Below are 24080 nucleotides of genomic sequence, written 5' to 3'. Positions count from 1 at the left end.
CCGGCGCACGGGCGTGCGCTCACTGGTTGACGCAGGTGTTCCCGGCGGCCGGGTTCAGCAGCCCGATGATGTCGATGCTGTCACCGCAGACGTTGACGGGGATGTGGATCGGGACCTGGATGACGTCCCCGGACAGGAGACCCGGGCTGCCGACGGCCGTGCCGGTCGTCGGGTCGGGGTCGGCCGCGAAGGCGCTGGCGGTGCCGCCCAGCGCAAAGACGCCTGCGAGTACGGCCGTTGTGGCGATGCTGCGGATACGCATGAATCTGCCTTACTGGTCGAGCGGTAGGGACAAGCACCATCACACCCGGCCCCCGGGGGCTTCGCCTCTCCGGATACGCCGACGGGGTGGCCCCCTTCGGAGGGAACCACCCCGTGCCGGGGCCGGTGTCTGCTCAGGCGGCGGACGGGAAGCGCTCCCAGACCCGGTGCGCGCCCAGCAGCCCGACGAGTTGCCGGAGCACCGCGCTCGCGTCGTCGCCGACGATCACCCCGGGGGCGTCGAGCGGGATGCCGGCGGCCTCCAGTGACTCCTGGCCGCCCTTGGCGGCGCCGATGGCCTTGCCGTGCCGGTAGGCCTCCGTCAGCAGCAGCCCCACCCGGGGGTCGGCGGTGGACGGGACGGAGGGCAGCCCGGCCTTGGCGTCGCGGGCGCCGTACGCGTCCTCGCCGACGCCCGGGATGCCCGCCACCAGCAGGGTGTCGAACTCCACGGAGCGGGCGGTGGCATAGGTCCGCTGCACGGTCAGGGCGCCGTCGCCGGAGCCGAGTTCGCCGCCCTTGGGCGCGATGACGAGGGGGACCATGCCGCCGTCCAGCACCGCCCGGCGGACGGCCGCCACGCCGTCGAGGTCGCCGTCCTCGCCGGTGATGATGCCGACGGTCCGGCCGTCGGTGGGCCAGGTGCGGCCGAGCTGGGACAGGGCGGGGCTGGGCTCGACGTCCGCGAGCGGCCCGGTGGGCTCGGGGGCGGTCAGACCGAGCCCGTCGGCGACGCCCGCGCACAGCTCGGGGTCGATGTTGGCGAGGACCTGCAACGCCCTTTTCCGGATGGCCTGTTCGTAGCACTTGGCAAGCTCGAAGGTGTAGGCGCCGATGATGTGCTCGCGCTCCACCGGGCTCATGCTGAGCCAGAACCGGCGCGGCTGGCTGAAGTGGTCGGCGAACGACTCCGGCGCCGCGCGGACCTTGGTCGCCTCCGGCACCCGTACCGGCGCCTCGACATAGGCGCCCAGGTCGGCGCCCGCGGTGAACGGGCAGCCGCCGTCGAGGGAGTTGGGGCGGTAGGGGGCGACGCCCCGGTGCACGGCGGTCTGGTGGAGGCCGTCGCGCAGCATGTCGTTGACGGGTGCGTGCGGCCGGTTGATCGGGATCTGCGGGAAGTTGGGGCCGCCGAGTCGGGTGATCTGGGTGTCCAGGTAGGAGAAGAGCCGGCCGGCCAGCAGCGGGTCGTCGGTGATGTCGATGCCGGGGACGAGGTGGCCGACGTGGAAGGCGACCTGCTCGGTCTCGGCGAAGAAGTTCGAGGGGTTGCGGTCGAGGGTGAGCAGCCCGATCGGCTGCACCGGGGCCAGTTCCTCGGGGACGATGTTCGTCGGGTCCAGCAGGTCGATGCCCTCGAAGGTCTGGTCGGGGGTGTCGGGGAAGACCTGGATGCCGAACTCCCATTCGGGGTGGGCGCCCGCCTCGATCGCGTCGGCGAGGTCCCGGCGGTGGAAGTCGGGGTCCACGCCGCTGATGATCTGTGCCTCCTCCCACACCAGGGAGTGCACGCCCAGCTTCGGCTTCCAGTGGAACTTCACCAGGGTGGTCTCACCGGCCGCGTCGACCAGGCGGAAGGTGTGGACGCCGAAGCCCTCCATGGTGCGCAGGGAGCGCGGGATGCCCCGGTCGGACATGTTCCACAGGGTGTGGTGGGTGGCCTCGGTGTGCAGGGTGACGAAGTCCCAGAAAGTGTCGTGGGCGCTCTGTGCCTGCGGGATCTCCCGGTCGGGGTGCGGTTTGCCCGCGTGGATGACGTCCGGGAACTTGATCGCGTCCTGGATGAAGAAGACCGGGATGTTGTTGCCGACCAGGTCGAAGACGCCCTCGCTGGTGTAGAACTTCGTGGCGAAGCCGCGGGTGTCGCGGACGGTGTCGGCGGAGCCCCGGGAGCCGAGGACCGTGGAGAAGCGTACGAACACCGGGGTCTCGACGTCCTCGGCGAGGAAGGCGGCCTTGGTGACGTTCGCCGCCGTGCCGTAGCTGCGGAAGACGCCGTGGGCGGCGGAGCCGCGGGCGTGCACCACGCGCTCCGGGATGCGCTCGTGGTCGAAGTGCATCACCTTCTCGCGCAGATGGTGGTCCTGGAGGAGGACCGGGCCCCGGGGGCCCGCCTTCAGGGAGTGGTCCGTGTCGGCGAGGCGGGTGCCCTGCGCGTTGGTGAGGTAGCTGCCGCTCTGGGCCATCCGGGCCTGGTCGGCGCCGGTGGGCTGGCCGGTCGGCGAGACGGTGTCCGGGCCGGTCTGGTCGGGCTTGGGGGGCAGCGGCTCACGGGCCCCGACCGGCTCGGCGACCGGCGGCGACTCGGTGCCCGGCTTGCCGGGGATGCCCTCTTCCGGCCCCTTGCCCGCGCCTTTCAGGGCGTCCGCCGCTCGCTTCAGGGGATTCTTCTCGCTCATCAGTTCCATTCCTTCGCTGATCACGGGACGGGGTCCGGCGCGGCGGGACGCGATGGCCGAACCATTGCGGCCAGGAGTGAGCAAAGGGGGGGTGGGCCGGCCGTGTACCGAGGTCCCCGGGCCGGGGCGTCCGAAGCCGGGAATCGGGGGATCACCGGCCGGGGTGAAGTCGGACCGTCTCCCGTCGCGTTGCCGGGACAGCTGGCCCGCCGGACGCGCTGGTCCGGTCCCGGGGACCGCTCGGGCAGGGTCAAGTCCCCCTTGCCGAGGGCGTGTTCGTCAGGGGCCGGCTTCTTGACCCGGGAAAGGGCAGCACCCGGCCGCCCGCATACGACACCCTAGGGGCCGGCCCGGTCCGGCGCAGGTCGACAGGGCCGGTCAGGCACGGCTCGGGACCGGTCGGGTGGTACGGGCTCCGGTGCGGTCCGGGGTTCGGCCGTGGGCGGCGGCACGCTCGGCGGGCACCTGTTCGGCGGAGAGCGGGGCGCCGGAACACAGGAGCGCAGGGTGCCCGGGGCGCGCGGGCGCTCCGGGCACACAGTGGGTCCCGGGACCGGACCGGTGGAACCGCCCGGTCCCGGGGTGTGGCGGGTTACGGGAAGGACGTCACCTTGGAGGGGACGGTGCTGGTTCCCGAGGTGGCCGCTCCGGTGTTGTTCACGACGTGGGCGTACTGGCCGTTGCCGCCGAGGGAGATCACCAGGAGGTCGTGCAGCTTGATGCCGGGTCCCGTCGGCACCTGGAAGCCGTGGGCCTGCACGATCGAGGGGTCGGCCGTGTAGTTGCAGTAGCTGCCCAGGCCCCAGGCCTCGTGCGTGGTGACCGAGTCGTCGACCTTGTAGGCCGCGTAGCCGGTGATGCCGTCGTGGGTGATGGCGGCGGCGTTCGGGGCGTCGTACGCCTTCTCGTTCTGGAAGAAGATGGTCCTCCCGCGCTCTCCGCTCCAGTAGACGTCGTACTTGTTGAAGTGTTCGACGAACAGGCCGGTGGCGAGGACGTCGTCGCCGTTGACCCGCAGACCGTAGTCGGCGCGGTTGGTGGTCCAGCCGACGCCGCTGCCGTGGTCGGCGCGCCAGATCCAGGTGTGGTCGATGATCGTGTCGTCGCTGTTGACCACCAGCGAGTTGGTGGCGAGGCCGGGTCCGGCGCCGCCGATGCGGAAGAACACGTCCTGCACGGTGGTCGGGTTCGCGGCGTGGTCGGCGCTCGCGCCGGGGTCGCCGATGCGCAGGAGCGTGTCGGAGTTGACGGATCCGGCGTCGATCAGCAGACCGGCCAGCTTGACGCCGTCGACGTCGGAGACGTGCATGGCGTCGACGCCGTTGTCCGGGACCAGGGTGGCGAGCCCGAGGCCGAGGACCACGGTGTTCGCGCGGGTCACGTTGATGGTCTGGTCGAGGTGGTAGACGCCCGGGGTGAACAGGAGGTTGAGGCCCTGGGCGAGGGCCGCGTTGATGGTGGCCGCGGTCGCGCCCGGCTTGACGACGTAGAACTGGTCGAGCGGGAGGGAGGTGCCCGGCGTGTTCGGCCAGGAGACACCGCGGGCGTTGGTGCGCTTGGACGGGACGAACACCTTGTACGTGGAGCCGTCCAGGTACAGGAACGGCTTCTCGCGGGAGACGGGCGTGTTGTCCAGCGTGGTGTACGGGCCGCTGTCGAAGTTGGTGGCGGGCGCGCCCTGGACGCCGGAGAAGGTCATGTTCCACACGCCGTTGGTCCAGCCGCCGACCGAGCTGTCGCGGGTGTACCACTGCTGCTGGGAGTACGGGCCGACCGTGCCGTCGATCTTCGAGTCGGCGATGTAGCCGCCGGAGGCCCAGCCATAGCCGTTCGGGGCGAGGTTGAGGCCGCCCTCGACGTGGATGCGGCGGAAGGGCGCGGCCTGGGCGACGGCCCAGCGGTCGTCCCCGTTGGAGGGCCTGATGGCGAGGTTCTCGGCCGAACGCCAGAAGTTCTGGGTGGCGTTGCCGTTGAACCAGCCCGCGTCCACGGTGACATCACCGTTGATCTGGGTGTCGTCCGGGTTGAGGCCGAGGCCGGAGATCGAGGTGTAGAAGCCGATCTGGGCGTTGATGTTGTTGTAGGTGCCGGGCTTGAGCAGGAACTGGTAGCGGCCGGTGCCGAACTGGGCGGATTCCTGCTGGGCGAAGACGGAGTCGAACTTCTGCTGGAGGTTCGGCGTGGAGGGGTCGACGACGATGACGTTCGGCCCGAGGTCGCCGCCGCCCTGCACGGGCGGGGTGCCGGTGGTGCCGGTGTGCACGGCGACCTCCCACAGGGAGTAGCCGTAACCGGTGCCGCGGGCGGTGCCGTAGACGCGCACGTACCGGCCGGAGCCGCTGACGTCGTAGGAGGCGGTGCCGCCGGTGGCGCCTGTGACGCTCTTGAGGGTGCTCCAGTTCTGGCCGTCGGTGGACGTCTGGATCTGGAAGTTCTTGCCGTAGGCGGCCTCCCAGTTCAGATCCACCTTGCACAGGTCCTGGACGGAGCCGAGGTCGACCTGGACCCACTGCGGGTCGGACGCCTGGCTCGACCAGCGGGTGCCGGTGTTGCCGTCGAAGGCGGCGGAGGCGGGGGTGCCGGCGTTCTCGGTGGAGGAGGCGGCGGCCGGCTTGCCCTGGGCCGCGTTCGCCGTGCCGCAGCTGGGCTGCGCGGTGTCGGTGCTGCCGTACACCTGGAACTCCCAGAGGGAGTAGCCCCATTGGGTGGCGCGGTGCACGCCGAGCATCCGGACGTAGCGGCCCTGGCCGGAGACGTCGAGGGTGTCGTTGCCGCCGTCGGAGCCGGTGACGGACTTCAGGTCGGTCCAGTTGACGGCGTCCTTCGATATCTGGACCTTGTAGTCCTTCGCGTACGCGGCCTCCCAGTCGAGGACGACGCGCGAGACGGAGGCGGTGGCGCCGAGGTCGACCTGGAGCCACTGGGCGTCGGTGGCGGCGGAGGACCAGCGGGTCCCGGTGTCGCCGTCCACGGCGTCGGCCGCGGTGGTGCCGTAGTTCTCCTCGGAGGAGGCGGTGGCCGTCTTCCCCTGGGACAACGGCGTGTCGGCCGCGACGGCCCGGCCGTGGCCGAGGGGCAGGGTGATCAGCGCGGCCATGGCGGCCAGCGCGACACCCGCGGATCGGAATCTCATATGCGGCTCCCTGAAGACAGGTGGGTGAACCTCGATCGCTCACTACTTAGTTCACGTTTTGATTTAAGTGGCGAGACGGATGCCGCACAAGCCTTCGGGAGCCGAACGTTTCCGCGTGCCGCTCGGGGCGTCGCGTCACGTCCCTTTTCGCCCCTGCCGCCCGGCCATCGCGAGGGGGCCGACCAGCCGGCGGCGAGGCCGGCCTCGGTGGCGAAGTGCCTGGCGCCCTTCTCGTGGCGCGCGAGCCGTCCGCCGTAGAGGTCGCGTACGACGGCGGCGCCCGCCCGGGCCGCGGTCGCGGCCGGGCGGGCGTCGGATTCCCCGTGGGTGGATCGTCGTCCGCGCGGCCAATGCCTCACTCGTGCGCGGGCCCTTGGAGGTCAGCTTCGTACCGGGGTGAGCGCGAGGGTCTGCTCGGCGGCGGTGCGGCCACGGCCGACGGCGCTGTGGGTGGGGTCGGTCCAGGTGCGCACCGGGACGGTCTCCGCGCCGCGCCCGGGGTCGGCGGACAGGCCGAGGACGAGGCCGCTGTAGCGGTTGACGAGGTGGAAGGCGCCGGCCGGGGAGGCGTCCGGGATCAGGAACCACTGCTGTCCGGCGGCCGGGCTCTTCCCGCGCTGCGGGGTGACGGCCGGCCGGGTGCCCCAGGCGCGGTCCCCGGTCCTGGTGGAGTCGACGCCGAGCAGGGCGCCGGTGGCCGCGTTGGCCACGGTGTAGGCGCCGTCGCCGGTGGGCCGGAAGGTCCAGGTGGCGCGGGCCGAGGAGGCGGACCGGGCCGCGGTGGTGGAGGAGGCGCCGGGGTTCTGGGCGAGGACGCGGCCGGTGCCCGCGGCGATCCGGTAGCGGTGCCCGGTGGCCACGGGCGGGGCCGCGGGCGTGGTGGAGTCGAGGGTGAGGTCGACGTACTCGCCGTCGGCGCCGTGCGCGCAGCCGAAGGCGCAGTACGAGCGGACGGTCCTGCCCACGATCGAGGAGCTGGTGCGGTTCGCGCCGTCGAGGAACCAGCGGTACCAGGAGGCGTTCGTGTAGCCGCCGGTGTCGCCGATCAGGTGCCACTTCTGGGTGGCGAGGTCGTCGGTGGCGTAGAGGTGCTGCGGCGCGTTCCCGCTCTGGTCGACGGCCTGCGGTTCGCCGATGTACAGCCCGAGGTAGGCGTCGTAGGCGATGTTCATCACGAACAGCGGGGAGGTCGGGGGCGTCTTGCCGGCCGCGATCTGCTCGGCCGTGGTGCCGGTGTTCGCCGGGTCGTACTCGGCGGACGCGGGGGTGTGCCCGGTGGGGTGGTCGGCGTCGACGGGGACGATGTTGCTCTCCTTGCCGCCGGTGCCGGGCTGGGACCAGGCGCCGTCGTACCACTTGCGCCAGGAGCCGGGGGCCATCTTGGCGGCGATCGGGGCGCGGGCGACGTGCTCGTAGAACGCCTTCCAGCCGCCCTTCTTGTCCACGATCCGGGAGCCGTAATAGACGTAGAAGTAGCCGGAGGCGGTGTCCACGAACAGGCGCTGGTCGCCGTCGCCGTAGTCGTACGTCTGGTTCGGGAAGGCGGCCGTGTCCCCGCGCACGGTGCTGAACGGGGACGTGATGACGTGGTCCTCGATGGTCCAGGTGCGGCCCCGGTCGGTGGAGACGGCGTAGTCGACGGCGTCGAAGTGCAGCCCGTCGCCGAAGGGCTGGGGGGTGAACTCGTTGTGGACCAGGCCGTACCAGTCGCCGGTGTCGGGGTCGATCCACACGCCGGACAGGTCGCAGTAGTTCTTCTGGGAGTAGCCCGATCCGGCCGGCGGGTAGCTCGCCTCGCGGCCGGTGGGGCTGTTGTCGCACCGGGCGGTGGTGTCGTCGTTGCGGTCGGCGGGGTCGGACGGGTTCGCCGCGGTGCTCAGCGCGGTGTCGAAGGTGGCGGAGTCGAAGTCGGTGCCGGTGTAGAAGTCCCAGCTGCGCGGGTCGTTCGCGCCGTACAGGGCGGCGGACTGCTGGTAGTGGAAGGTGCCGTCCCGGTCGAGGAAGGGGCTCGCGGGGGTGTCCGTGGGGTACGGGAAGGGCACCGGGATGCCCACGGTGACGGTGTAGGCGGGGGCGGCGGACGCCGGGGAAGCGGTGGCGCCGCCCAGGACGAGGGCGACGGCCGCGGCCGCGGCGCCGCCCGCTCTGCTCAACAGTCGCACGGATGCTCCTCGTTGCCGAAGGTGATGCCGGAGGGGATACCGGCGGGCCGGTCCCACGGAACGATCAACCCCCGGCGGTGTCCCGGCAATGGACTCCCGTGCGCCGCCTCTTGCACTTTCGCGCGCGGACCGGCCCGCTCAGCCCTCCTCGGACAGCGGTGTGTCCCAGGCCAGTCGGCGGATCAGCGCGTCGTCCCGGTGGTCGGGGCGGTGGTCCGGCCCGGCGGGGCGGGCGGGGGCGTGGGTGCCTCGGGAGATGCCGCCGCTGACGGTGATGTTGTGCTCCACCCGCGGGCGCCGGTGCCGCTCGTACGCCGCGAACGCGCGGGCGGTGTCCGGCAGATCGCGCAGCGCCTTGGCGAGCACGACGGCGTCCTCCAGCGCCGTCGAGGCGCCCTGCCCGGTGGCCGGGGACGCCGCGTGGGCCGCGTCGCCGACGAGCAGCACCCTGCCGGTGTGCCAGCGGGCGCCGAGCGGCATCTCGGTGGCGTTGGTGACCATGACGGGGCCCGGGCAGGCGGCGACCAGCGCGGCGGCGGGTGTGCTGTCCTTCCGCAGCAGGGGCAGCAGTTCCTCGCGCGGTACGGCGCTGCGCGCGCCCGGCCCCCGCTCGGGCAGCGGATCGCCGCCGACGCGCGCGAACCAGTACGCCTCCCCCGTCGGCGCCTGCGCGTACCCGAAGGCGCTCTCGCTGCCGCGCACCATGGTGATGACGCCGCCGGCCGCCGTGCCCGGGGTGCCGGGTGTGCGGCCGTAGAAGACGCGCTGTCCCGCGTAGCCGGGCCGGATCTCGGGGCTGAGGGCGCGGCGGACGGCGGAGTTCACGCCGTCGGCGCCGATCAGCAGGTCGCCGGTGGCGGTACTGCCGTCCGCGAAACGCGCGGTGACGCCGTACGGCCCGTCGGTCACCGAGGTCAGCCGGGCGCCGTGGGTGAGGCGGATGCCGCGCGCCGAAACCTCCTGCTGGAGCGCGGAGTTCAGCTCGCCGCGGCGCAGACAGCGGTAGCGCAGATCGGGTTCGGCGACCTCGCCGAGCGGGACATGGGCCAGTTCGGCGCCCGCCGCGTCCAGCAGCCGCAGCGAAGTCAGCGGAAAACCGATGGCCGTCACGGCCCGGGTGGCGTCCAGCTGGGCCAGGGCGCGCATGCCGGTGCTCGCCAGGGTGAGGAAGGCGCCGATGTCCTGGTCCGCGCCGGAGTGCGCCTCGAAGACGCGCACGTCGAAGCCCGCGCGGCGCAGGCCCAGGGCGGCGGCGCTGCCCGCGATGCCGCCGCCGATCACCAGGACCCTGATCGCTTCCGTACCGGTCATGTGCCGCTCCCCATGCCGACAGTGGTGACGACCATCCAAGTACAGCCGTGGGGCGTGGGCGGCGGGTGGGGCACGGATCCGGACAGGGGCGGGACAGGGGCGGCCGTCCCGCCCTCGCGCGCCGGCGGGTGCCGGGAGTGCCCCGGGAGCCGCCCGCCGGGGCGTGGTGTGCGCACGACCGCCCCTCGGGGGCAGGCGTTCCGGCGCCCCCAGTGGGTACGGACCCGGCCATGCGGGTGAGTGTGGTGGACGCGGGATCGAACACGGTCCGACTGATGATCGCCGATGTGGAGGGGGGTGTTCCGCTGCCGGTGCACACCGTCAAGTGGAAGCTGCGCCTGTCCGAACAGGTCGGCGTGGACGGCACGATCGGTGAGGAGGCGGTGGAGCGGCTGGTGGCGGCGGTGGCCGAGGCGGGCGACACGGCGCTGCGGTGGAAGGCCGCGGGGCCGCTGGCGTTCGCCACCACCGTGGTACGGGGCGCGCCGAACCGGACGGAGGTGCTGGAGCGGGTGGCGGCCGGCACCGGGATCCGGATGTGCACCCTGCCGGGCGAGACCGAGGCCGAGCTGACGTTCCTGGCGGCCCGCCGCTGGCTCGGCTGGAACGCGGGCCCGCTCGCGCTGCTCGACATCGGCGGGGGCTCGCTGGAGGTGGCGTTCGGGCGGGGCCGGCTGCCCGACTTCGCGGCCTCGCTGCCGCTGGGCGCGAGCCGGCTGACCCGGGAGTACCTGGATGTGCAGGACCCGCCCGGGGCGGGCGAGTTGAAGGAGCTGCGCCGCCGGATCCGGCACGAGCTGCGGGACGTGGCGGCGCGGATACGGTGGGAGTCGCCGCGCACCGCCGCGGTCAGCTCCCGTACGTTCCAGCAGCTGGCCCGGCTGTGCGGGGCCGCGCCGGGGCGGTTCGGCCCGTTCGAGCCGCGCGCGCTGCGGCGCCGGGACCTGCGCGAGGCGGCGCGCACCCTGGCCGCGCTGCCCGCCGCCGAGCGCGCCCAGTTGCCCGGCATCTCCGCGCCGCGTGCCGCGCAGAGCCTGGCCGGTGCCGTCGTCGGGCACACGGCCCTGAAGCTGATGGGGCTGCGCCGGGCCGTGGTCTGCCCGTGGGCGATCCGCGAGGGCATCCTGCTGCGCTACATCGAGGACGGCGCCGACTGGTGGACGCGGACCGCGGGCGCCTCTCCCCTCGGGGCGTCGTCCTCGGCGGTGTCGCTGCGGAGCGTCGGGCCTTTTGCGTAGCGCGCGGGAGGGTGGCGGGGCCGCCCCTCCCCGGGTCAGCGCGGTTCGCCGATCCGGTCCTGGCCCTGCGCGCGGGTGCGCAGGGCGCCCGCCGTCCGCAGCAGGCGGTCGGCGGGTTCGCGCAGCCGGGGGTGGGCCAGCACGGTGTTGCGCAGGCCGCGTGCGGGGCCGCGCCACAGGCGGTGGGCGAGCGCCACCGGGTGCGGCCGGGTCAAGAAGCCCTCCCCGACCCGCAGTTCGCGGGTCTTCAGCCAGTCCTTGTACTCCTTGTCGCCGCGCCCGAGGTCCACCACGGCGACCCCGTGCCGGGAGGCGGCCTCGGCGGTGCGCAGATGCATCATCAACCCCGGTGAGTAGCGGTGCAGTTCGGGGTCGTACGCGGTGAACCAGGCCGCCAGTACCGTGCTGGACCGGGGCCCGAAGTGGGCGGCGACCGGGCGGTCCCCGGCGTAGAGCACCGACAGCACACCGGTGCAGTGCGGCGCGCGCAGGTGGAACAGCTCCTCGACGAGGGCGACGATCCAGGGCCTGGCGAACCGGTCCATGCGCCCGGTCCTGCGGTACTGCGCGGACTTCCAGCGCATGAGGGTGCGCAGCACGTCGGGGTCGCGCTCGTCGAACACGAAGCGCGCCTCGCCGACGTCCCGGCCGAGGCGGCGCTCCTTCTTCAGGGTCGTCTTCGCCTGCCCGGGGTAGGTGCCGCGCAGCCAGGCGGCGTAGTCGCCGTCGCCGGGCCGCACATCGATGACGGGCGAGGCGAAGGTGGCGGTGACGTACGGCTCGAACGGCCGCTGCCCGCCCGCGAGATGGTCGAACTCGAAGCTGCTCAGCTCGCAGGCCCGCAGCAACTCGCCCGTGTCCCAGGTGGTTCCGGGACGGTGTACCAGGGCCTGGCAGTCGGACAGTCCGAGTCCGATCGCCCGGCCGATGCCGAACGGCCCCCGCTCGTACGGCAGGAAGCCGACGTCCCGGCCGTCCTCGCGCAGCACCGCCACCCGGGCGCCGCCCCGGTGCCGGCCGACCGCGAGGGCGAACTCGGGGGCGAGGAAGGGGTTGGCGAACGCGGGCGACTCGTCCATTGCCTCGTGCCAGGCCCGGTGTTGTCCGGGCGTCAGCTCGCCGGTTCCGTGGACGGTGATCTCCACTCGGCTCCCCCGCCTTCCCGCCGCGCTGTGGGCGCCCGGTCCCCCGCCCTGCGCCGCTGCTCAAAACTGGCGAGACAGACGGACCCTGTCAAGGGCGCGCAGGGCGAGGCGGGGGCGGCCGCTCGCTCGCGGACTCCCCGTTCCGCCACGGGGGAAGGCGCCGGCTGGCAGACTCTTCGCTCACCCTGGCCCTCATGAAAGGCGGTACGTCATGACGTCCCCCATCGAGCCCGCCGAGCTGCTGGCCACCATGCCGTTCGCGGCCGGTCTCGGCATCGAGCTGCGGGAGGCCACCGCCGAGCGCACGGTGGGCTCGCTCGCCTGGTCGCCCGAGATGTGCACGGCCGGTGGCGCGCTGCACGGCGGGGCGCTGATGGCGCTGGCGGACAGCGTGGGCGCGGTGTGCGCCTACCTCAACCTCCCCGAGGGAGCGGCCGGCACCTCCACGGTCGAGTCCAAGACCAACTTCCTGCGCGCGCTCACCTCGGGACACGTCCACGCCACGGCCCGGCCGCTGCACCTCGGCGGCACCCTCATCGTGGTGCAGACGGATCTGCGGGACGACCGGGACCGGCTGGTCGGGCAGACCACGCAGACGCAGATCGTGCTGCGCGAGCAGGCCGGCTGAGACACGCGCCGAAGGGGCCGGACCGCGCCGAGGGGCGGGGTCCGGCCCTTTGTCATGTGTGCCGGGAGGCTTTCCATGCGCGCCGGAAGCCTTGTGCTGCGCGCCCGAAGGCTAGTCACGCGTGCCTGAAGGCTTGCCATGCGTTCCGGGAGGCTTGTGATGCGTGCCGGGAGGCGGGGGCCCGGCTCCTGCCGCCCGCGCCCGCGCCACCCCGGAAGGCGCCCCGGATCCGCCCGCGCTATTGACATGAACCTGTGCTTCCTCCGAGTCTTCGTGCGTGAAGTTGCTTGATTCCGCGCATCTTCAAGCACTTCCACGCATGCTCATGTACTCCGCACCGACGCGAGGGGAGCTGTTCCGCCGTGCGAAGACTCCGACACCGGGTGCCGTGGCCGGCCTGGGTGCCACTGGGGCTGGTGACCGCCCTGGCCGGCACCGCGCTGGTCGTCCCGGCGCCCGCCGCGGCCGCCGCCACCGGCGCCGTACTGGACCCCGCCCACAGCAGTGTCAGCTGGCAGAGCCCCGTCTACACCAAGGGCACCGTCGGCGACCCGAAGGACTGCCCCGCCCCCGGCACCGACCCCGACAACAAGGTCTGCGACCGCTTCGACCTGTCCGTCTCGGTACCGGCCGGATACTGGGACGACAACCCCGAGGGCGGCGTCCCGCTGGCCGTCAAGTGGGAGCACCCCACCGACGACTTCGACCTGTACGTGTACGACGACCACGGCACCCAGGTGGCCTCCAGCGCGGGCACCGCCGACCCCGAGGCCACCGTGATCCCGCGGGCGTCGGGGACGTACCACGTGGTGGTCGTGCCGTACGACGTGCACGACAACTCCTTCACCGGCACGGCGTACCTGCCCGCGACCGAGGACGCCGGTGATCTGACGTCCTTCTCGGGCGGCGCCGGCGGCTACACCATCCACGCCGGGCAGCTCACCGCGCGCGCCGACTTCCTGACGGGCGGCCAACTCCGCCTCCAGGCCGACCCGTCGGGCTCGCTGAGCGACCCGGCCGGCACCGAGATCGTGCGCGAGGAGCCGGCCGCGGAGCGGCACACCTCGTCCTTCGACGCGGGCGCCTACTACGGCATCCGGGCGCCCGGGGCCGTGCTGCGCGTGTACAAGAAGCCGCTGCGGTTCGGGCTGTACAAGGCGGACAACCGCACCCGGATCTGGCAGGAGGACAGGCCGCTGCGCTGGTCCACCGGCGGGATGCGGCAGAGCCTCGACCGCGGCGCGAACGAGCAGTTCTTCGGCGGCGGCGAGCAGAACGGCAGCTTCTCGCACCGCGGGCAGACGATGTACGTGTCCAACAGCTTCGACTGGGACGAGGGCGGCTACAACAACTCCCAGCCGTTCTACCTCTCCAGCGCGGGCTACGGCGTCTTCCGCAACACCTTCGCGCCGGGCGTGTACACCTTCGGCGCGCCGGTGACCACCGGGCAGCAGGAACGACGCCTGGACGCCTACTACTTCCTCGGTGACGCCAAGCAAGTCATCGGCAAGTACACGAAGTTGGTGGGCAAGCCGTTCATGCCGCCGGTGTACGGCCTGGAGCCCGGCGACTCCGACTGCTATCTGCACAACGCCAACCGGGGCGAGCGGCACACCCTGGACGCGCTGAAGGTCGCCGACGGCTACACCAAGAACCAGATGCCGCTGGGCTGGATGCTGGTCAACGACGGCTACGGCTGCGGCTACGAGGACCTCCAGCAGACCGCCCAGGGCCTGAACGACCACCACGCCCAGCTCGGCCTGTGGACGCAGGACGGCATCGACAAGCTGGCCGACCAGGTCAAGGCGGGCCAGCGGGTGGCCAAGCTGGACGTGGCGTGGGTCGGCAACGGCTACAAGTTCGCGCTGGACGCCTGCGACGCGGCGAAGAAGGGCATCGAGGACAACAGCGACGCCCGCGGCTTCGTCTGGCTGCCCGTCTCCTGGGCGGGCGCCCAGCGCTGCGGGGTGCTGTGGAGCGGCGACCAGCAGCTGTCCTGGGACTACATCCGCTGGCAGATCCCGACGTACGCCGGGGCGACGATGTCCGGCATCGCCTACGACACGGGCGACGTGGGCAGCATCTACCGCCACGACGCCAAGATGTACGCCCGCGACCTCCAGTGGAAGGCGTTCCTGCCGGCCATCATGACCATGGACGGCTGGGCCACCGACCTGACCACCAAGAAGCCCGCCGATCAGCAGCCGTGGCTGGACGGCGAGCCGTACACCTCCATCAACCGCAAGTACCTCCAGCTGAAGGAGCGGCTGCTGCCGTACATGTACACCCTGTCCGCCGACGCGGCGAAGAGCGGTGTGGGCGCGGTGCGTCCGCTGTGGCTGGAGTACCCGGACGACCCCGGCACCCTGGGCGCGAACGCCAAGTACGAGTTCCTGTCCGGCCCCGACTTCCTGGTCGCGCCGGTCTACCAGGACTCCGACACCCGCGACGGCATCTATCTGCCCAAGGGCACCTGGACCGACTACTGGACCGGCCGCACCTACCACGGCCCGACCACGGTCGACGGCTACCACGCGCCGCTGGACACGCTCCCGCTGTTCGTGCGCGAGGGCGCGATCGTGCCCATGTGGCCGAAGGGCACCACGAGTTGGCAGACCCGGGACCGGCACGAGCTGGACTGGGACCTGTACCCGTCGGCCCACGGCACCAGCCACTACACGCTGTACGAGGACGACGGCGTGACCCGTGACTTCGCCAAGGGCGCGGCCGCCGCCCAGCGGGTCTCCCTGCACCGGGACGCGCACGGGACGACCGTGTCCGTCGGCGCCAGCAAGGGCGCCTACCGGGGCAAGGTGGCCGCCCGGACGTACCGGTTCACCGTGCACGGCGGCTCCGCGCCCGCGCGGGTTCTGGTGAACGGCCGTCAACTTCCCCGCTCCGCCTGGTCGTTCGATCCGGCCATCCACGTCACGACGATCACCACGGCGAGCCTGCCGCTGGACCGGGGCTTCGGTCTGCGATTGGTCGACAAACAGTAAAGGGATCGTATGGTCTAGTCCAAAGAGCAGGTTGGTCTAGGCCAACTTATTGACGTGGCCGCAACAGCTCCCGGAGGGTGGGGGCTCCTCCCCCACCCGGGTCTCTCCCCACCCTCTGGAGGCACGCAGTGAGACGTCTTCACGCCTGTCTGAGCGCGGCGGCAGCCGTCGTGCTCGCCGCCGCGGGCACCACCGCCCTGGTCGCGGCCAACGCCTCGGGCGCCACTCCCCAGGACGCCCTGAGCAACCGCTGGTACGCGGCCGCCCCCTATCTGATGCCGCTGGACAACGACCCGCCGGACCCGGCCGCCATCATGGACGCCACCGGCCTCAAGGCGTTCCAGCTGGCCTTCGTGCTGGCCCCCAACGGCGGCGGCTGCTCGCCCACTTGGGGCGGTACGGCACCCGTCTCCTCGGACACCGCCGTGCAGTCGATGATCAACACCATCCGCGCCAAGGGCGGCGACGTGTCCGTCTCCATCGGCGGCTACGGCGGCACCAAGCTCGGCCAGGCCTGCGCGGACGCGGCGTCCACGGCGGCGGCGTACCAGCAGGTGATCACCAAGTACGGCCTGCACGCCATCGACTTCGACCTGGAGGAGCCGGAGTACGAGAACACCGCGGCCATCAAGAACGAGATCGGCGCGGCGAAGATCCTCCAGCAGAACAACCCGGGCCTGTACGTCTCCGTGACGACGGCCGGCACGGCGGACGGCACCGGCTGGTTCGGCAAGCAGATGCTCCTGGAGGCGAAGTCGCAGGGGTTCACCCCGAACAACTTCTCCATCATGCCCTTCGACGGCGGCTTCAACGGGGCGGCGAGCCAGACCAGCGCGCTGACCAACTTCAACTCGGTCCTCCAGTCCACCTTCGGCTGGGACGCGGCCACCGCCTACGCCCACGAGGGCTTCTCCGGCATGAACGGCCGCAGCGACACCGGCGAGATCTTCGGCCAGAGCGACTTCCAGACCGTGCTGGACTACGCGACCAGCCACCACATGGACCGCTTCACCTTCTGGTCGCTCAACCGCGACCGCCAGTGCAGCCCGCCCGACAACGGGGGCCGTACGTCCGGGACTTGTTCGAGCGTGGCGCAGAGCGACTGGGACTTCGCGAAGTACTCGGTGAAGTTCGCGGGCGTCACCCCGCCGACCGGCACCCCCACCCCCACCCCGACGCCGACCCCGACCTCGTGCAAGCCCGCGTGGAACTCGTCCACCGCGTACACGGGCGGCACCGAGGTGTCGTACGGCCAGCACAACTGGAAGGCCAAATGGTGGACCCAGAACGAGGTGCCCGGCGCCTCCACCTGGGGGCCCTGGCAGGACGAGGGCGCCTGCTGATCCCGCGCCCGCCCCGTGGCCGGGGACGCGTCCGGTGCTCGTCGCACCGGACGCGTCCCCGGCCGTCCGGCCGTCCCGGAACCGGTCCGTCCGCATGACACACGGTGCGACCTGCGCGACTGGTGGAATACGCCAAGTGGCCGTAGCGTCGAGGTGACCTGCTCGGACACGGGACGAACGGTGGGAGCGGCCATGCGCGGATCAGTGGTGGGAACGGCGGTGACCCTGGCGGCAGCGGCTCTGCTGACGGCGGGGACGACGACGGCTTCGGCCAGTCCGCCGACCGCGTCCGTGTCGCCGACGGCACGGGCCGGGGACCGGGTGCTGGTGGACTGCTTCTCCCACCGCAATGTGCGCCCCACGGACTTCATCCTGGCCTGCGGTGACGGCAACAGCCGGCTCAAGGGCCTCAACTGGACCTCTTGGGGCGCTGGCGGCGCCACGGGCACGGGCACGAACTGGGTGAACGACTGCAAGCCGTACTGCGCGGCCGGCACCTTCCACCCCTACCCGGTGGTCATCCGGCTCAGCGGCGGCACACAGTGGAAGAAGCACCCGTCCTTCGACCGCTTCACCCAGCTGACCGTGACCTACAGCGGCGCACGGCCGCAGGGGTTCCAGCACGTGATGTCGTACCCGCTCTGGGACGGCCCCACGGCGCCGCAGGGCTGAGCACACGGAAGCGGCCGAGTCCGGTTGAGGACTCGGCCGCCTTCGCGCGATCTCAGCCGATCTCGACCAGCAGGTCACCGCCCTCCACCTGCTGGATCCGGTTGATGGCCAGCCGGGACACCCGGCCCGCCTTCGGGGCCGTGATCGCGGCCTCCATCTTCATCGCCTCGATGGTGGCGACGGTGACCCCGGCCGCCACCTCGTCGCCCTCGGCCACGGAGAGCGTCACCACACCGGCGAACGGCGCGGCCACATGGTTCGGGTTCGAACGGTCGGCCTTCTCCGTCACCGGCACGTCCGAGGCGGCCGCCCGGTCCCGTACCTGGATGGGCCGCAGCTGGCCGTTGAGCGAGGACATCACCGTGCGCATACCGCGCTCGTCGGCCTCGCCGATCGCCTGCAGCTCGATCAGCAGCCGCACCCCGGGCTCCAGATCGACGGCGTACTCCTTGCCCGGGCGCAGACCGTAGAAGAACGCCTTGCTGTCCAGGACGCTGGTGTCGCCGTACGACTGCCGGTGGCTGTCGAACTCCCGGGTGGGCGCCGGGAACAGCAGCCGGTTCAGGGTCGCCCTGCGGTCCTTGGCCAGGCCCTCGCGGTCCTCGGCGGACAGCTCGGGCACCGGCTTGGCCGCGGCGCGGCCCTGGAGCGCCTTGGTGCGGAACGGCTCCGGCCAGCCGCCGGGCGGGGTGCCCAGCTCCCCGCGCAGGAAGCCGATCACCGAGTCGGGGATGTCGAACCGGTCGGGGGTCTGTTCGAAGTCCTTGGGGGAGACCCCGGCGCCCACCAGATGCAGCGCGAGGTCGCCGACCACCTTGGAGGACGGGGTGACCTTGACGAGCCGGCCGAGGATCCGGTCGGCGGCGGCGTACATCGCCTCGATGTCCTCGAAGCGGTCGCCGAGGCCGAGCGCGACGGCCTGGGTGCGCAGGTTGGACAGCTGGCCGCCCGGGATCTCGTGGTCGTAGACCCGCCCGGTCGGAGCGGCGAGGCCCGCCTCGAACGGGGCGTAGATCCGGCGCACGCCCTCCCAGTACGGCTCCAGGTCGCCGACCGCCTTGAGGTCGAGGCCGGTGGGCCGCTCGGAGTGGTCGGTGGCGGCCACGATCGCGGACAGCGACGGCTGCGAGGTCGTCCCGGCCATGGAGGCGACCGCGCCGTCCACCGCGTCCGCGCCCGCCTGGATCGCGGCGAGGTAGGTGGCGAGCTGGCCGCCCGCGGTGTCGTGGGTGTGCAGATGCACGGGCAGGTCGAACTCGCGGCGCAGCGCCGAGACCAGGGTGGCGGCGGCCGGGGCGCGCAGCAGTCCGGCCATGTCCTTGATCGCGAGGACATGGGCGCCCGCGTCGACGATCTGCTCGGCGAGCCGCAGGTAGTAGTCGAGGGTGTAGAGCCGCTCGCCGGGGTCGCTCAGGTCGCCGGTGTAGCAGAGGGCGACCTCGGCGACCGCCGTCCCGGTCTCGCGCACGGCCTCGATGGCGGGGCGCATCTGGCCGACGTCGTTGAGGGCGTCGAAGATGCGGAAGATGTCGATGCCGGTGGCGGCGGCCTCCTGTACGAAGGCGTCGGTGACCTCCGTCGGGTACGGCGTGTAGCCGACGGTGTTGCGGCCGCGCAGCAGCATCTGGAGGCAGATGTTGGGCACGGCCTCGCGCAGGGCCGCCAGCCGCTCCCAGGGGTCCTCGGCGAGGAAGCGCAGGGCGACGTCGTAGGTGGCGCCGCCCCAGCACTCCAGGGACAGCAGCTCGGGCAGGGTGCGGGCGACGACCGGGGCGACGGCCAGCAGGTCCTTGGTGCGCACCCGGGTGGCGAGCAGCGACTGGTGGGCGTCGCGGAAGGTGGTGTCGGTGACCCCGATCGTCGGCGACTCGCGCAGCCGGCGGGCGAAGCCCTCGGGGCCGAGTTCCACGAGGAGTTGGCGCGATCCGGCGGGCGGCTCGGCGGCGGCCGGCACCGGCAGCTTGGTCAACGGGTCGAACAGGTCGGGCCGTTCGCCGTGCGGTTTGTTCACCGTGACATCGGCGAGGAAGGTGAGCAGCTTGGTGCCGCGGTCCGCGGAGGAGCGGGCGGTGAGCAGATGCGGGCGCTCCTCGATGAACGAGGTGGTGATCCGCCCGGCCTGGAAGTCCGGGTCGTCCAGCACGGCCTGGAGGAAGGGGATGTTGGTGGACACCCCGCGGATGCGGAACTCGGCGACGGCGCGCCGGGCGCGGCCGATGGCGGCCTTGAAGTCCCGTCCCCGGCAGGTGAGTTTCACCAGCATCGAGTCGAAGTGGGCGCTGATCTCCGTACCGGCGTGGGTGGTTCCGCCGTCGAGGCGGATGCCGGAGCCGCCCGGCGAGCGGTAGGCGCTGATCCTGCCGGTGTCCGGGCGGAAGCCGTTGGCGGGGTCCTCGGTGGTGATACGGCACTGGAGCGCGGCCCCGTGCAGGGTGATCGTCTCCTGGGCGAGGCCGAGGTCGGCGAGGGTCTCGCCGGCGGCGATCCGCAGCTGCGCCTGGACCAGGTCGACGTCCGTGACCTCCTCGGTGACGGTGTGCTCGACCTGGATGCGGGGGTTCATCTCGATGAAGACGTGGTTGCCGTCCCGGTCGAGCAGGAACTCGACGGTGCCCGCGTTGCGGTAGCCGATCTCGCGGGCGAAGCGCACGGCGTCGGCGCAGATCCGCGTCCGCAGCTCGGGGTCGAGGTTCGGGGCGGGCGCCAGCTCGATCACCTTCTGGTGGCGGCGCTGGAGGGAGCAGTCGCGCTCGAAGAGGTGGATGACATTGCCCTCGCCGTCGGCGAGGATCTGCACCTCGATGTGGCGCGGGTCGACGACGGCCTTCTCCAGGAACACGGTCGGGTCGCCGAACGCGGACGCGGCCTCCCGGGAGGCGGCCTCGATGGACTCGCGCAGCTGGGCGGGGTCCTCGACCCGGCGCATTCCGCGCCCGCCGCCGCCCGCGACCGCCTTCACGAACACGGGGAAGCCGATGTCCTCGGCGGCCCGCACCAGTTCGTCCACGTCGGTGGAGGGCTGGGAGGAACCGAGGACCGGGACGCCGGCGGCGCGGGCGGCGGCGACCGCGCGCGCCTTGTTGCCGGTCAGCTCCAGTGTGGCCGTACCGGGGCCGACGAAGGTGATGCCCGCCTCCTCGCAGGCGCGGGCCAGCTCCGGGTTCTCGGACAGGAAGCCGTAACCGGGGTAGACGGCGTCCGCCCCGGCCCGGCGGGCGGCGGACACGATCTCCTCGACGGAGAGGTAGGCGCGCACCGGGTGCCCCGGCTCCCCGATCTCGTAGGCCTCGTCGGCCTTGAGCCGGTGGAGCGAGTTGCGGTCCTCGTGCGGGAACACGGCGACGGTGCGCGCGCCGAGTTCGTAGCCCGCCCGGAACGCGCGGATCGCGATCTCTCCGCGGTTGGCGACCAGCACCTTACGGAACATCCTGGAATCCCTTCAGCTGCCTGGCGGCGACGAACGTCATGGTGGTTGGGACACGCCCTGCCCTGCCGTTTCCCGCGCAACCCTAGGGGCTGCCCGTGCGGGGCCGTATGCGAAAACCATCACACCGACGGTGTGGGCGGCGCCACAGGTGCGCGCGGCGGTTCGGGGCGGATTTCCGGCCGGGCGCGGGCGTGTGCCGGTCAGCGTTCGAGAGAGGTCACCGCGGCGGCGGTGGGGTGGGGGGTCGCGGGGGCGGGCACGGTGGCGGAGGCGGTCACGGCGAAACCCGGGGACGCCGTAGGGGCCGTAGGGGCCGTAGGGGATGGTCCGGGGGTGCGGCGGGTGGGGAGGAGGGAGTGGACGAGGGAGCGGGCGAGGGCGCGCACTTGGGTCCGGCGGCCGTGCAGGAGGCCGAGGACGACGGCCGAGCCCACCGCGATCAGATGCTCGCGGCCGGCGAGGTTGGGGACGGCGATCGACTCCCACACCATGGAGCCGCCGGTGAGGGTGAAGACCACCGGCGCGCGCCTGATGACCGAGAGATAGGTGAACAGGCCGACGACCGCCGCCGAGGGCCCGGTGTCCAGGATGTGCCCGCAGGCGGCCGGCAGGCCGAAGCCCGACCAGCCGGGCCCGACCGCGATCATCAGCCGGGCGACCAGGGTGCCGGCCAGCGTGGTGGCGTAGGCGATCGCGAGGGTGCGGGAGCGGCCGAGGGTGAGTTCGGCGAGCGCGAAGGCCAGGAACAGCTGGGTGATGCCGGCCCAGACCGGCAGGTCGAGCGCCGGGACGTACAGCGACACCGGGGTGCGCAGCAGGGACAGCCACAGCGGCAGGTCGGCCTTGACGCCGCCGAGCCGGGTGACCCACACCGCGCCGGTGGGGTGCTGGGCGATGTCGTGGAAGAAGATGACGCCGAACGCGGCGACGAACGCCAGCAGCAGCCCGGAGAGCCCGCGCCGGGCGAGTTGCCGTACCGGGTCGACGACGATGGCGTGCCACTCGCCGCGCAGGGTGCGCGCCACGAACCGGGCGAGCCGGGCCACCGACGGGCGGAGCCGGTCGGGACGTCTTTCCGTGCTTCTCTCCCCGCTCATGAGACGCGGCAGCCCGTCACCTTCGTCTTCCCCGCACCCGTCATGCACATCGCCCCCTTCGGCCCGCGTCCGGTGATCGACCGTACGAGGCTTTTCCCAGTACCCGCTCGTTTCAGGCATCACCGGCTGGACGCCGGCCGATTTCCCCGGGCCGTGAGGTCGCACGGCCCGGGGGACAGTTCAGCGATCCGCGCGACGGTCGTCAAGATCTTTAACGGGTGGGAAGCCCCACAGGCGGACGGAAGGGAAAAGTGGGGAGGGAAGGCAACCTCTCCCCCGTCGGCCACGTCATCCGACTCGGAAGCTCTCGCCGCGGCGGCGGGCCCGGCCGGCGGCCCCGGCGAGCAGGACCGCGCAGGCCCCGGCGGTCAGCAGCCCACCGGCGAGGAAGGTGCCGCGTACGCCCGCGAGCGGCAGGATCAGCGCGCCGAGGGCGGCACCCGCCGCGATGCCGGCGTTGTAGGCGCCGGAGTTCGCCGCGAGGGCGAGGTCCGTGCGGCCGGGGGCGCAGATCAGCATCTCGTTCTGTGCGGCCATGAACACCGGTCCGAGCGCGCCGCCCGTCAGGGCGAGGAACGCCACCGCGGCCACCGGATGCGCGCCGGTCGCGCAGAGGCCGAGCATGCCGAGCGCCTGGACGGCCACGGCGGTGGTCAGCGCGGCGCGCGGGAAGCGGTCCAGGAGCGCGCCGGTGACGCCCACCCCGGCCAGGCACGCCGTGCCGAACACCACGAGCAGCAGGTCGACGGCGCCCGGCGGGAGCCCGCTCACGGCGCCGAGGAACCGCACGAGGTACGTGTATCCCGTGAACGCCCCGGTGGCGGACAGGGCGCCGGCCGTGACCACGGTCGCGAAGCGGCGGGTGTCGGGGGCGGCGCCGTGGGCGGCGGGCTCGGCCCCGGGGGGCGAGGTGGGGAGCAGCGCCGCGATCGTCACCAGCGGGACGAGACCCAGGGCGGCGAGCGCGCCCATGGGCACCCGCCAGTCGGTGTGGCCGCCCAGCCAGGTGCCGGCGGGCACGCCGAGCACGAGGGCGAGCGAACCGGCGACGGACAGCGCCCCGATCACCCGCCCGCGCACCCAGGGCGCGAACAGGCCCACCGCGACCGGGCCCGTCACCGCCCAGAACAGCGCCTGCGCGAGCGCGGTCAGCAGCCGGGCCGCGAGCAGCGGCCCGTAGGAGCGGGCGGACGCGGCGAGCAGGCTGGAGAGCACGAGCGCGGCCAGCAGTCCGGTGAGCACATGGCGCCGGGGCACCGCGCGGGTGCCGTGGGCGAGCGGCAGGGAGGCGAGGGCGACCGTCGCGCCGTAGCCGGTGACCAGGAGGCCGATCGTCGACGGCGACGCCCGCAGGCCGCGGGAGATCGCGTCCAGCAGGCCGACCGGCAGGTTCTCCGCCGTGTTGAAGGTGAAGGCGGCCAGCATGAGGGCGCCGAGCACGGCCGGGCCGCGCCAGGAGCCCGATCGCCGGGTCCCGGCCCGTTCCGCTCGCTCGACGCCGTCCGCCATGGTGTCCATGGCTCCAGCCCACCGAGTGCGCGGGGCTCGCCGCAACGTATTTCCGGCCCGAACGTATTTCCGGCCCGTGGGAACACCGGCCCCGCCGTGTGCGGGGAGGCTTCCGGACCTCGTGAACACGGCGGGGCAGGCGGTACGTGAGCAGACTGCCCCCGGAATCCGGGATTCAGTAGTGTGCGTATGGCATATTCACGCCCTGCTTCCGGCCAAAGCCGCGCAAAGCGCGCCGGGGGGTCAGCCGAGGGCGTCGTCGGTCGTGTCGCGCTCGCGTCGTCGGCGGGACGTCACCCGTACCAGGTCCAGGGCCGCGACCAGGGCGAGAACCCCGCACACCACCGCGAGGACGGTCAGGGGGCCGCTGCCGGGGCTGTCGCCTGGGCCCTGGTGCGTGGACCAGAGGGCGAAGCCCACGGTGGCGGCGGTGAAGACGGGGAGGAAGAGGGCGGAGAGGATCAGGCGCAGGCGCAGGTCGCTGCGGGCGGTGACCGGTTCGGTGCCGCTGGGGGTGCGCGGGCGGGCGCGGCGTTCCGGTGAGGGCGTTCGTCCGTGCTGGTCATCGGCCATGAAAGCCTCCTCGGACCCGTGACGGCCCGTTCCGGGGACCCCGTCCGCGTAGCCCGGCACCGGCGCTCGTAAACCGGCGCCCCGCGAAGCCTGTGAGCAACCCCACGCGCTGCTTCAACTGCCGCGCCCGTACGACGCTTTGGGTGTCGTGAGGCCTCGCTGTCCGGGGCGTTCTCCGACGTC

At 72.6% G+C, this 24080-nt stretch carries 15 protein-coding genes; 5 read left to right on the top strand and 10 right to left on the bottom strand.

Going from position 1 to position 24080, the window contains the following annotated elements; genetic code table 11:
- Positions 1-19 precede the first annotated feature (19 nt).
- From QHG49_RS32595 to QHG49_RS32575, 5 genes are all read right to left on the bottom strand, one after another.
- Positions 20-262, bottom strand: coding sequence for a chaplin (locus tag QHG49_RS32595; protein WP_145484699.1), 243 nt, complete (start codon positions 260-262; stop codon positions 20-22).
- Between the two features lie 133 nt (positions 263-395).
- Positions 396-2660, bottom strand: coding sequence for a catalase (locus QHG49_RS32590; RefSeq protein ID WP_301492378.1), 2265 nt, complete (start codon positions 2658-2660; stop codon positions 396-398).
- Positions 2661-3252: 592 nt separating this feature from the next.
- A complete protein-coding gene (locus QHG49_RS32585) occupies positions 3253-5793 on the bottom strand; it encodes a discoidin domain-containing protein (RefSeq protein WP_145484696.1) in 2541 nt (846 codons plus the stop codon).
- Positions 5794-6173: 380 nt separating this feature from the next.
- On the bottom strand, positions 6174-7955 hold the full coding sequence (locus QHG49_RS32580; protein WP_301492377.1) for an RICIN domain-containing protein: 1782 nt from the start codon (positions 7953-7955) through the stop codon (positions 6174-6176).
- 138 nt (positions 7956-8093) lie between these two features.
- The gene (locus QHG49_RS32575) at positions 8094-9266 is read right to left on the bottom strand and encodes an NAD(P)/FAD-dependent oxidoreductase (protein ID WP_301492375.1); all 1173 of its coding nucleotides are present in this window, start codon (positions 9264-9266) and stop codon (positions 8094-8096) included.
- Between the two features lie 230 nt (positions 9267-9496).
- On the opposite strand from QHG49_RS32575, the gene QHG49_RS32570 reads away from it, so the two are divergent.
- Positions 9497-10504, top strand: coding sequence for a Ppx/GppA family phosphatase (locus QHG49_RS32570; RefSeq protein WP_301492374.1), 1008 nt, complete (start codon positions 9497-9499; stop codon positions 10502-10504).
- Between the two features lie 35 nt (positions 10505-10539).
- Here the strand turns inward: QHG49_RS32570 and QHG49_RS32565 are convergent, their stop codons facing one another.
- Complete coding sequence (locus QHG49_RS32565; protein ID WP_301492372.1) at positions 10540-11649, bottom strand: GNAT family N-acetyltransferase; 1110 nt, start codon at positions 11647-11649, stop codon at positions 10540-10542.
- Between the two features lie 211 nt (positions 11650-11860).
- Between QHG49_RS32565 and QHG49_RS32560 the strand changes: the two genes are divergently transcribed.
- From QHG49_RS32560 to QHG49_RS32545, 4 genes are all read left to right on the top strand, one after another.
- The gene (locus tag QHG49_RS32560; protein ID WP_301492370.1) at positions 11861-12277 is read left to right on the top strand and encodes a PaaI family thioesterase; all 417 of its coding nucleotides are present in this window, start codon (positions 11861-11863) and stop codon (positions 12275-12277) included.
- Positions 12278-12639: 362 nt separating this feature from the next.
- The gene (locus tag QHG49_RS32555; protein ID WP_370530539.1) at positions 12640-15276 is read left to right on the top strand and encodes a TIM-barrel domain-containing protein; all 2637 of its coding nucleotides are present in this window, start codon (positions 12640-12642) and stop codon (positions 15274-15276) included.
- A gap of 128 nt (positions 15277-15404) precedes the next feature.
- The gene (locus QHG49_RS32550) at positions 15405-16619 is read left to right on the top strand and encodes a carbohydrate-binding protein (RefSeq protein ID WP_301492369.1); all 1215 of its coding nucleotides are present in this window, start codon (positions 15405-15407) and stop codon (positions 16617-16619) included.
- A gap of 192 nt (positions 16620-16811) precedes the next feature.
- Positions 16812-17291, top strand: coding sequence for a hypothetical protein (locus QHG49_RS32545; protein ID WP_159707397.1), 480 nt, complete (start codon positions 16812-16814; stop codon positions 17289-17291).
- Between the two features lie 52 nt (positions 17292-17343).
- On the opposite strand, the gene QHG49_RS32540 is transcribed toward QHG49_RS32545, so the two are convergent.
- The 4 genes from QHG49_RS32540 to QHG49_RS32525 all read right to left on the bottom strand — a co-directional run bounded on the left by QHG49_RS32540 (position 17344) and on the right by QHG49_RS32525 (position 23897).
- A complete protein-coding gene (locus QHG49_RS32540) occupies positions 17344-20718 on the bottom strand; it encodes a pyruvate carboxylase (RefSeq protein WP_159707395.1) in 3375 nt (1124 codons plus the stop codon).
- Between the two features lie 200 nt (positions 20719-20918).
- Positions 20919-21815, bottom strand: a complete 897-nt coding sequence (locus tag QHG49_RS32535; RefSeq protein WP_301492367.1) for a hypothetical protein — start codon at positions 21813-21815, stop codon at positions 20919-20921.
- A gap of 288 nt (positions 21816-22103) precedes the next feature.
- Positions 22104-23240 (bottom strand): MFS transporter, encoded by a 1137-nt coding sequence (locus tag QHG49_RS32530; RefSeq protein WP_301492990.1) that lies wholly within the window; start codon positions 23238-23240, stop codon positions 22104-22106.
- 327 nt (positions 23241-23567) lie between these two features.
- Complete coding sequence (locus QHG49_RS32525) at positions 23568-23897, bottom strand: DUF6343 family protein (protein ID WP_145484682.1); 330 nt, start codon at positions 23895-23897, stop codon at positions 23568-23570.
- Positions 23898-24080 lie beyond the last annotated feature (183 nt).

The sequence above is a fragment of the Streptomyces sp. WP-1 genome (assembly GCF_030450125.1).
GTDB classification, from domain to species: Bacteria; Actinomycetota; Actinomycetes; order Streptomycetales; family Streptomycetaceae; genus Streptomyces; species Streptomyces incarnatus.
This window is presented reverse-complemented; position numbering and strand designations above follow the sequence as displayed.

What these genes read in the sequence shown, in the direction of transcription:
- QHG49_RS32595 (WP_145484699.1), bottom strand. Translation starts at nt 262, where the DNA reads ATGCGTATCCGCAGCATCGCCACAACGGCCGTACTCGCAGGCGTCTTT.
- QHG49_RS32590 (WP_301492378.1), bottom strand. Translation starts at nt 2,660, where the DNA reads ATGAGCGAGAAGAATCCCCTGAAGCGAGCGGCGGACGCCCTGAAAGGC.
- QHG49_RS32585 (WP_145484696.1), bottom strand. Translation starts at nt 5,793, where the DNA reads ATGAGATTCCGATCCGCGGGTGTCGCGCTGGCCGCCATGGCCGCGCTG.
- QHG49_RS32575 (WP_301492375.1), bottom strand. Translation starts at nt 9,266, where the DNA reads ATGACCGGTACGGAAGCGATCAGGGTCCTGGTGATCGGCGGCGGCATC.
- QHG49_RS32570 (WP_301492374.1), top strand. Translation starts at nt 9,497, where the DNA reads ATGCGGGTGAGTGTGGTGGACGCGGGATCGAACACGGTCCGACTGATG.
- QHG49_RS32560 (WP_301492370.1), top strand. Translation starts at nt 11,861, where the DNA reads ATGACGTCCCCCATCGAGCCCGCCGAGCTGCTGGCCACCATGCCGTTC.
- QHG49_RS32545 (WP_159707397.1), top strand. Translation starts at nt 16,812, where the DNA reads ATGCGCGGATCAGTGGTGGGAACGGCGGTGACCCTGGCGGCAGCGGCT.
- QHG49_RS32540 (WP_159707395.1), bottom strand. Translation starts at nt 20,718, where the DNA reads ATGTTCCGTAAGGTGCTGGTCGCCAACCGCGGAGAGATCGCGATCCGC.
- QHG49_RS32535 (WP_301492367.1), bottom strand. Translation starts at nt 21,815, where the DNA reads ATGAGCGGGGAGAGAAGCACGGAAAGACGTCCCGACCGGCTCCGCCCG.
- QHG49_RS32530 (WP_301492990.1), bottom strand. Translation starts at nt 23,240, where the DNA reads ATGCTGGCCGCCTTCACCTTCAACACGGCGGAGAACCTGCCGGTCGGC.
- QHG49_RS32525 (WP_145484682.1), bottom strand. Translation starts at nt 23,897, where the DNA reads ATGGCCGATGACCAGCACGGACGAACGCCCTCACCGGAACGCCGCGCC.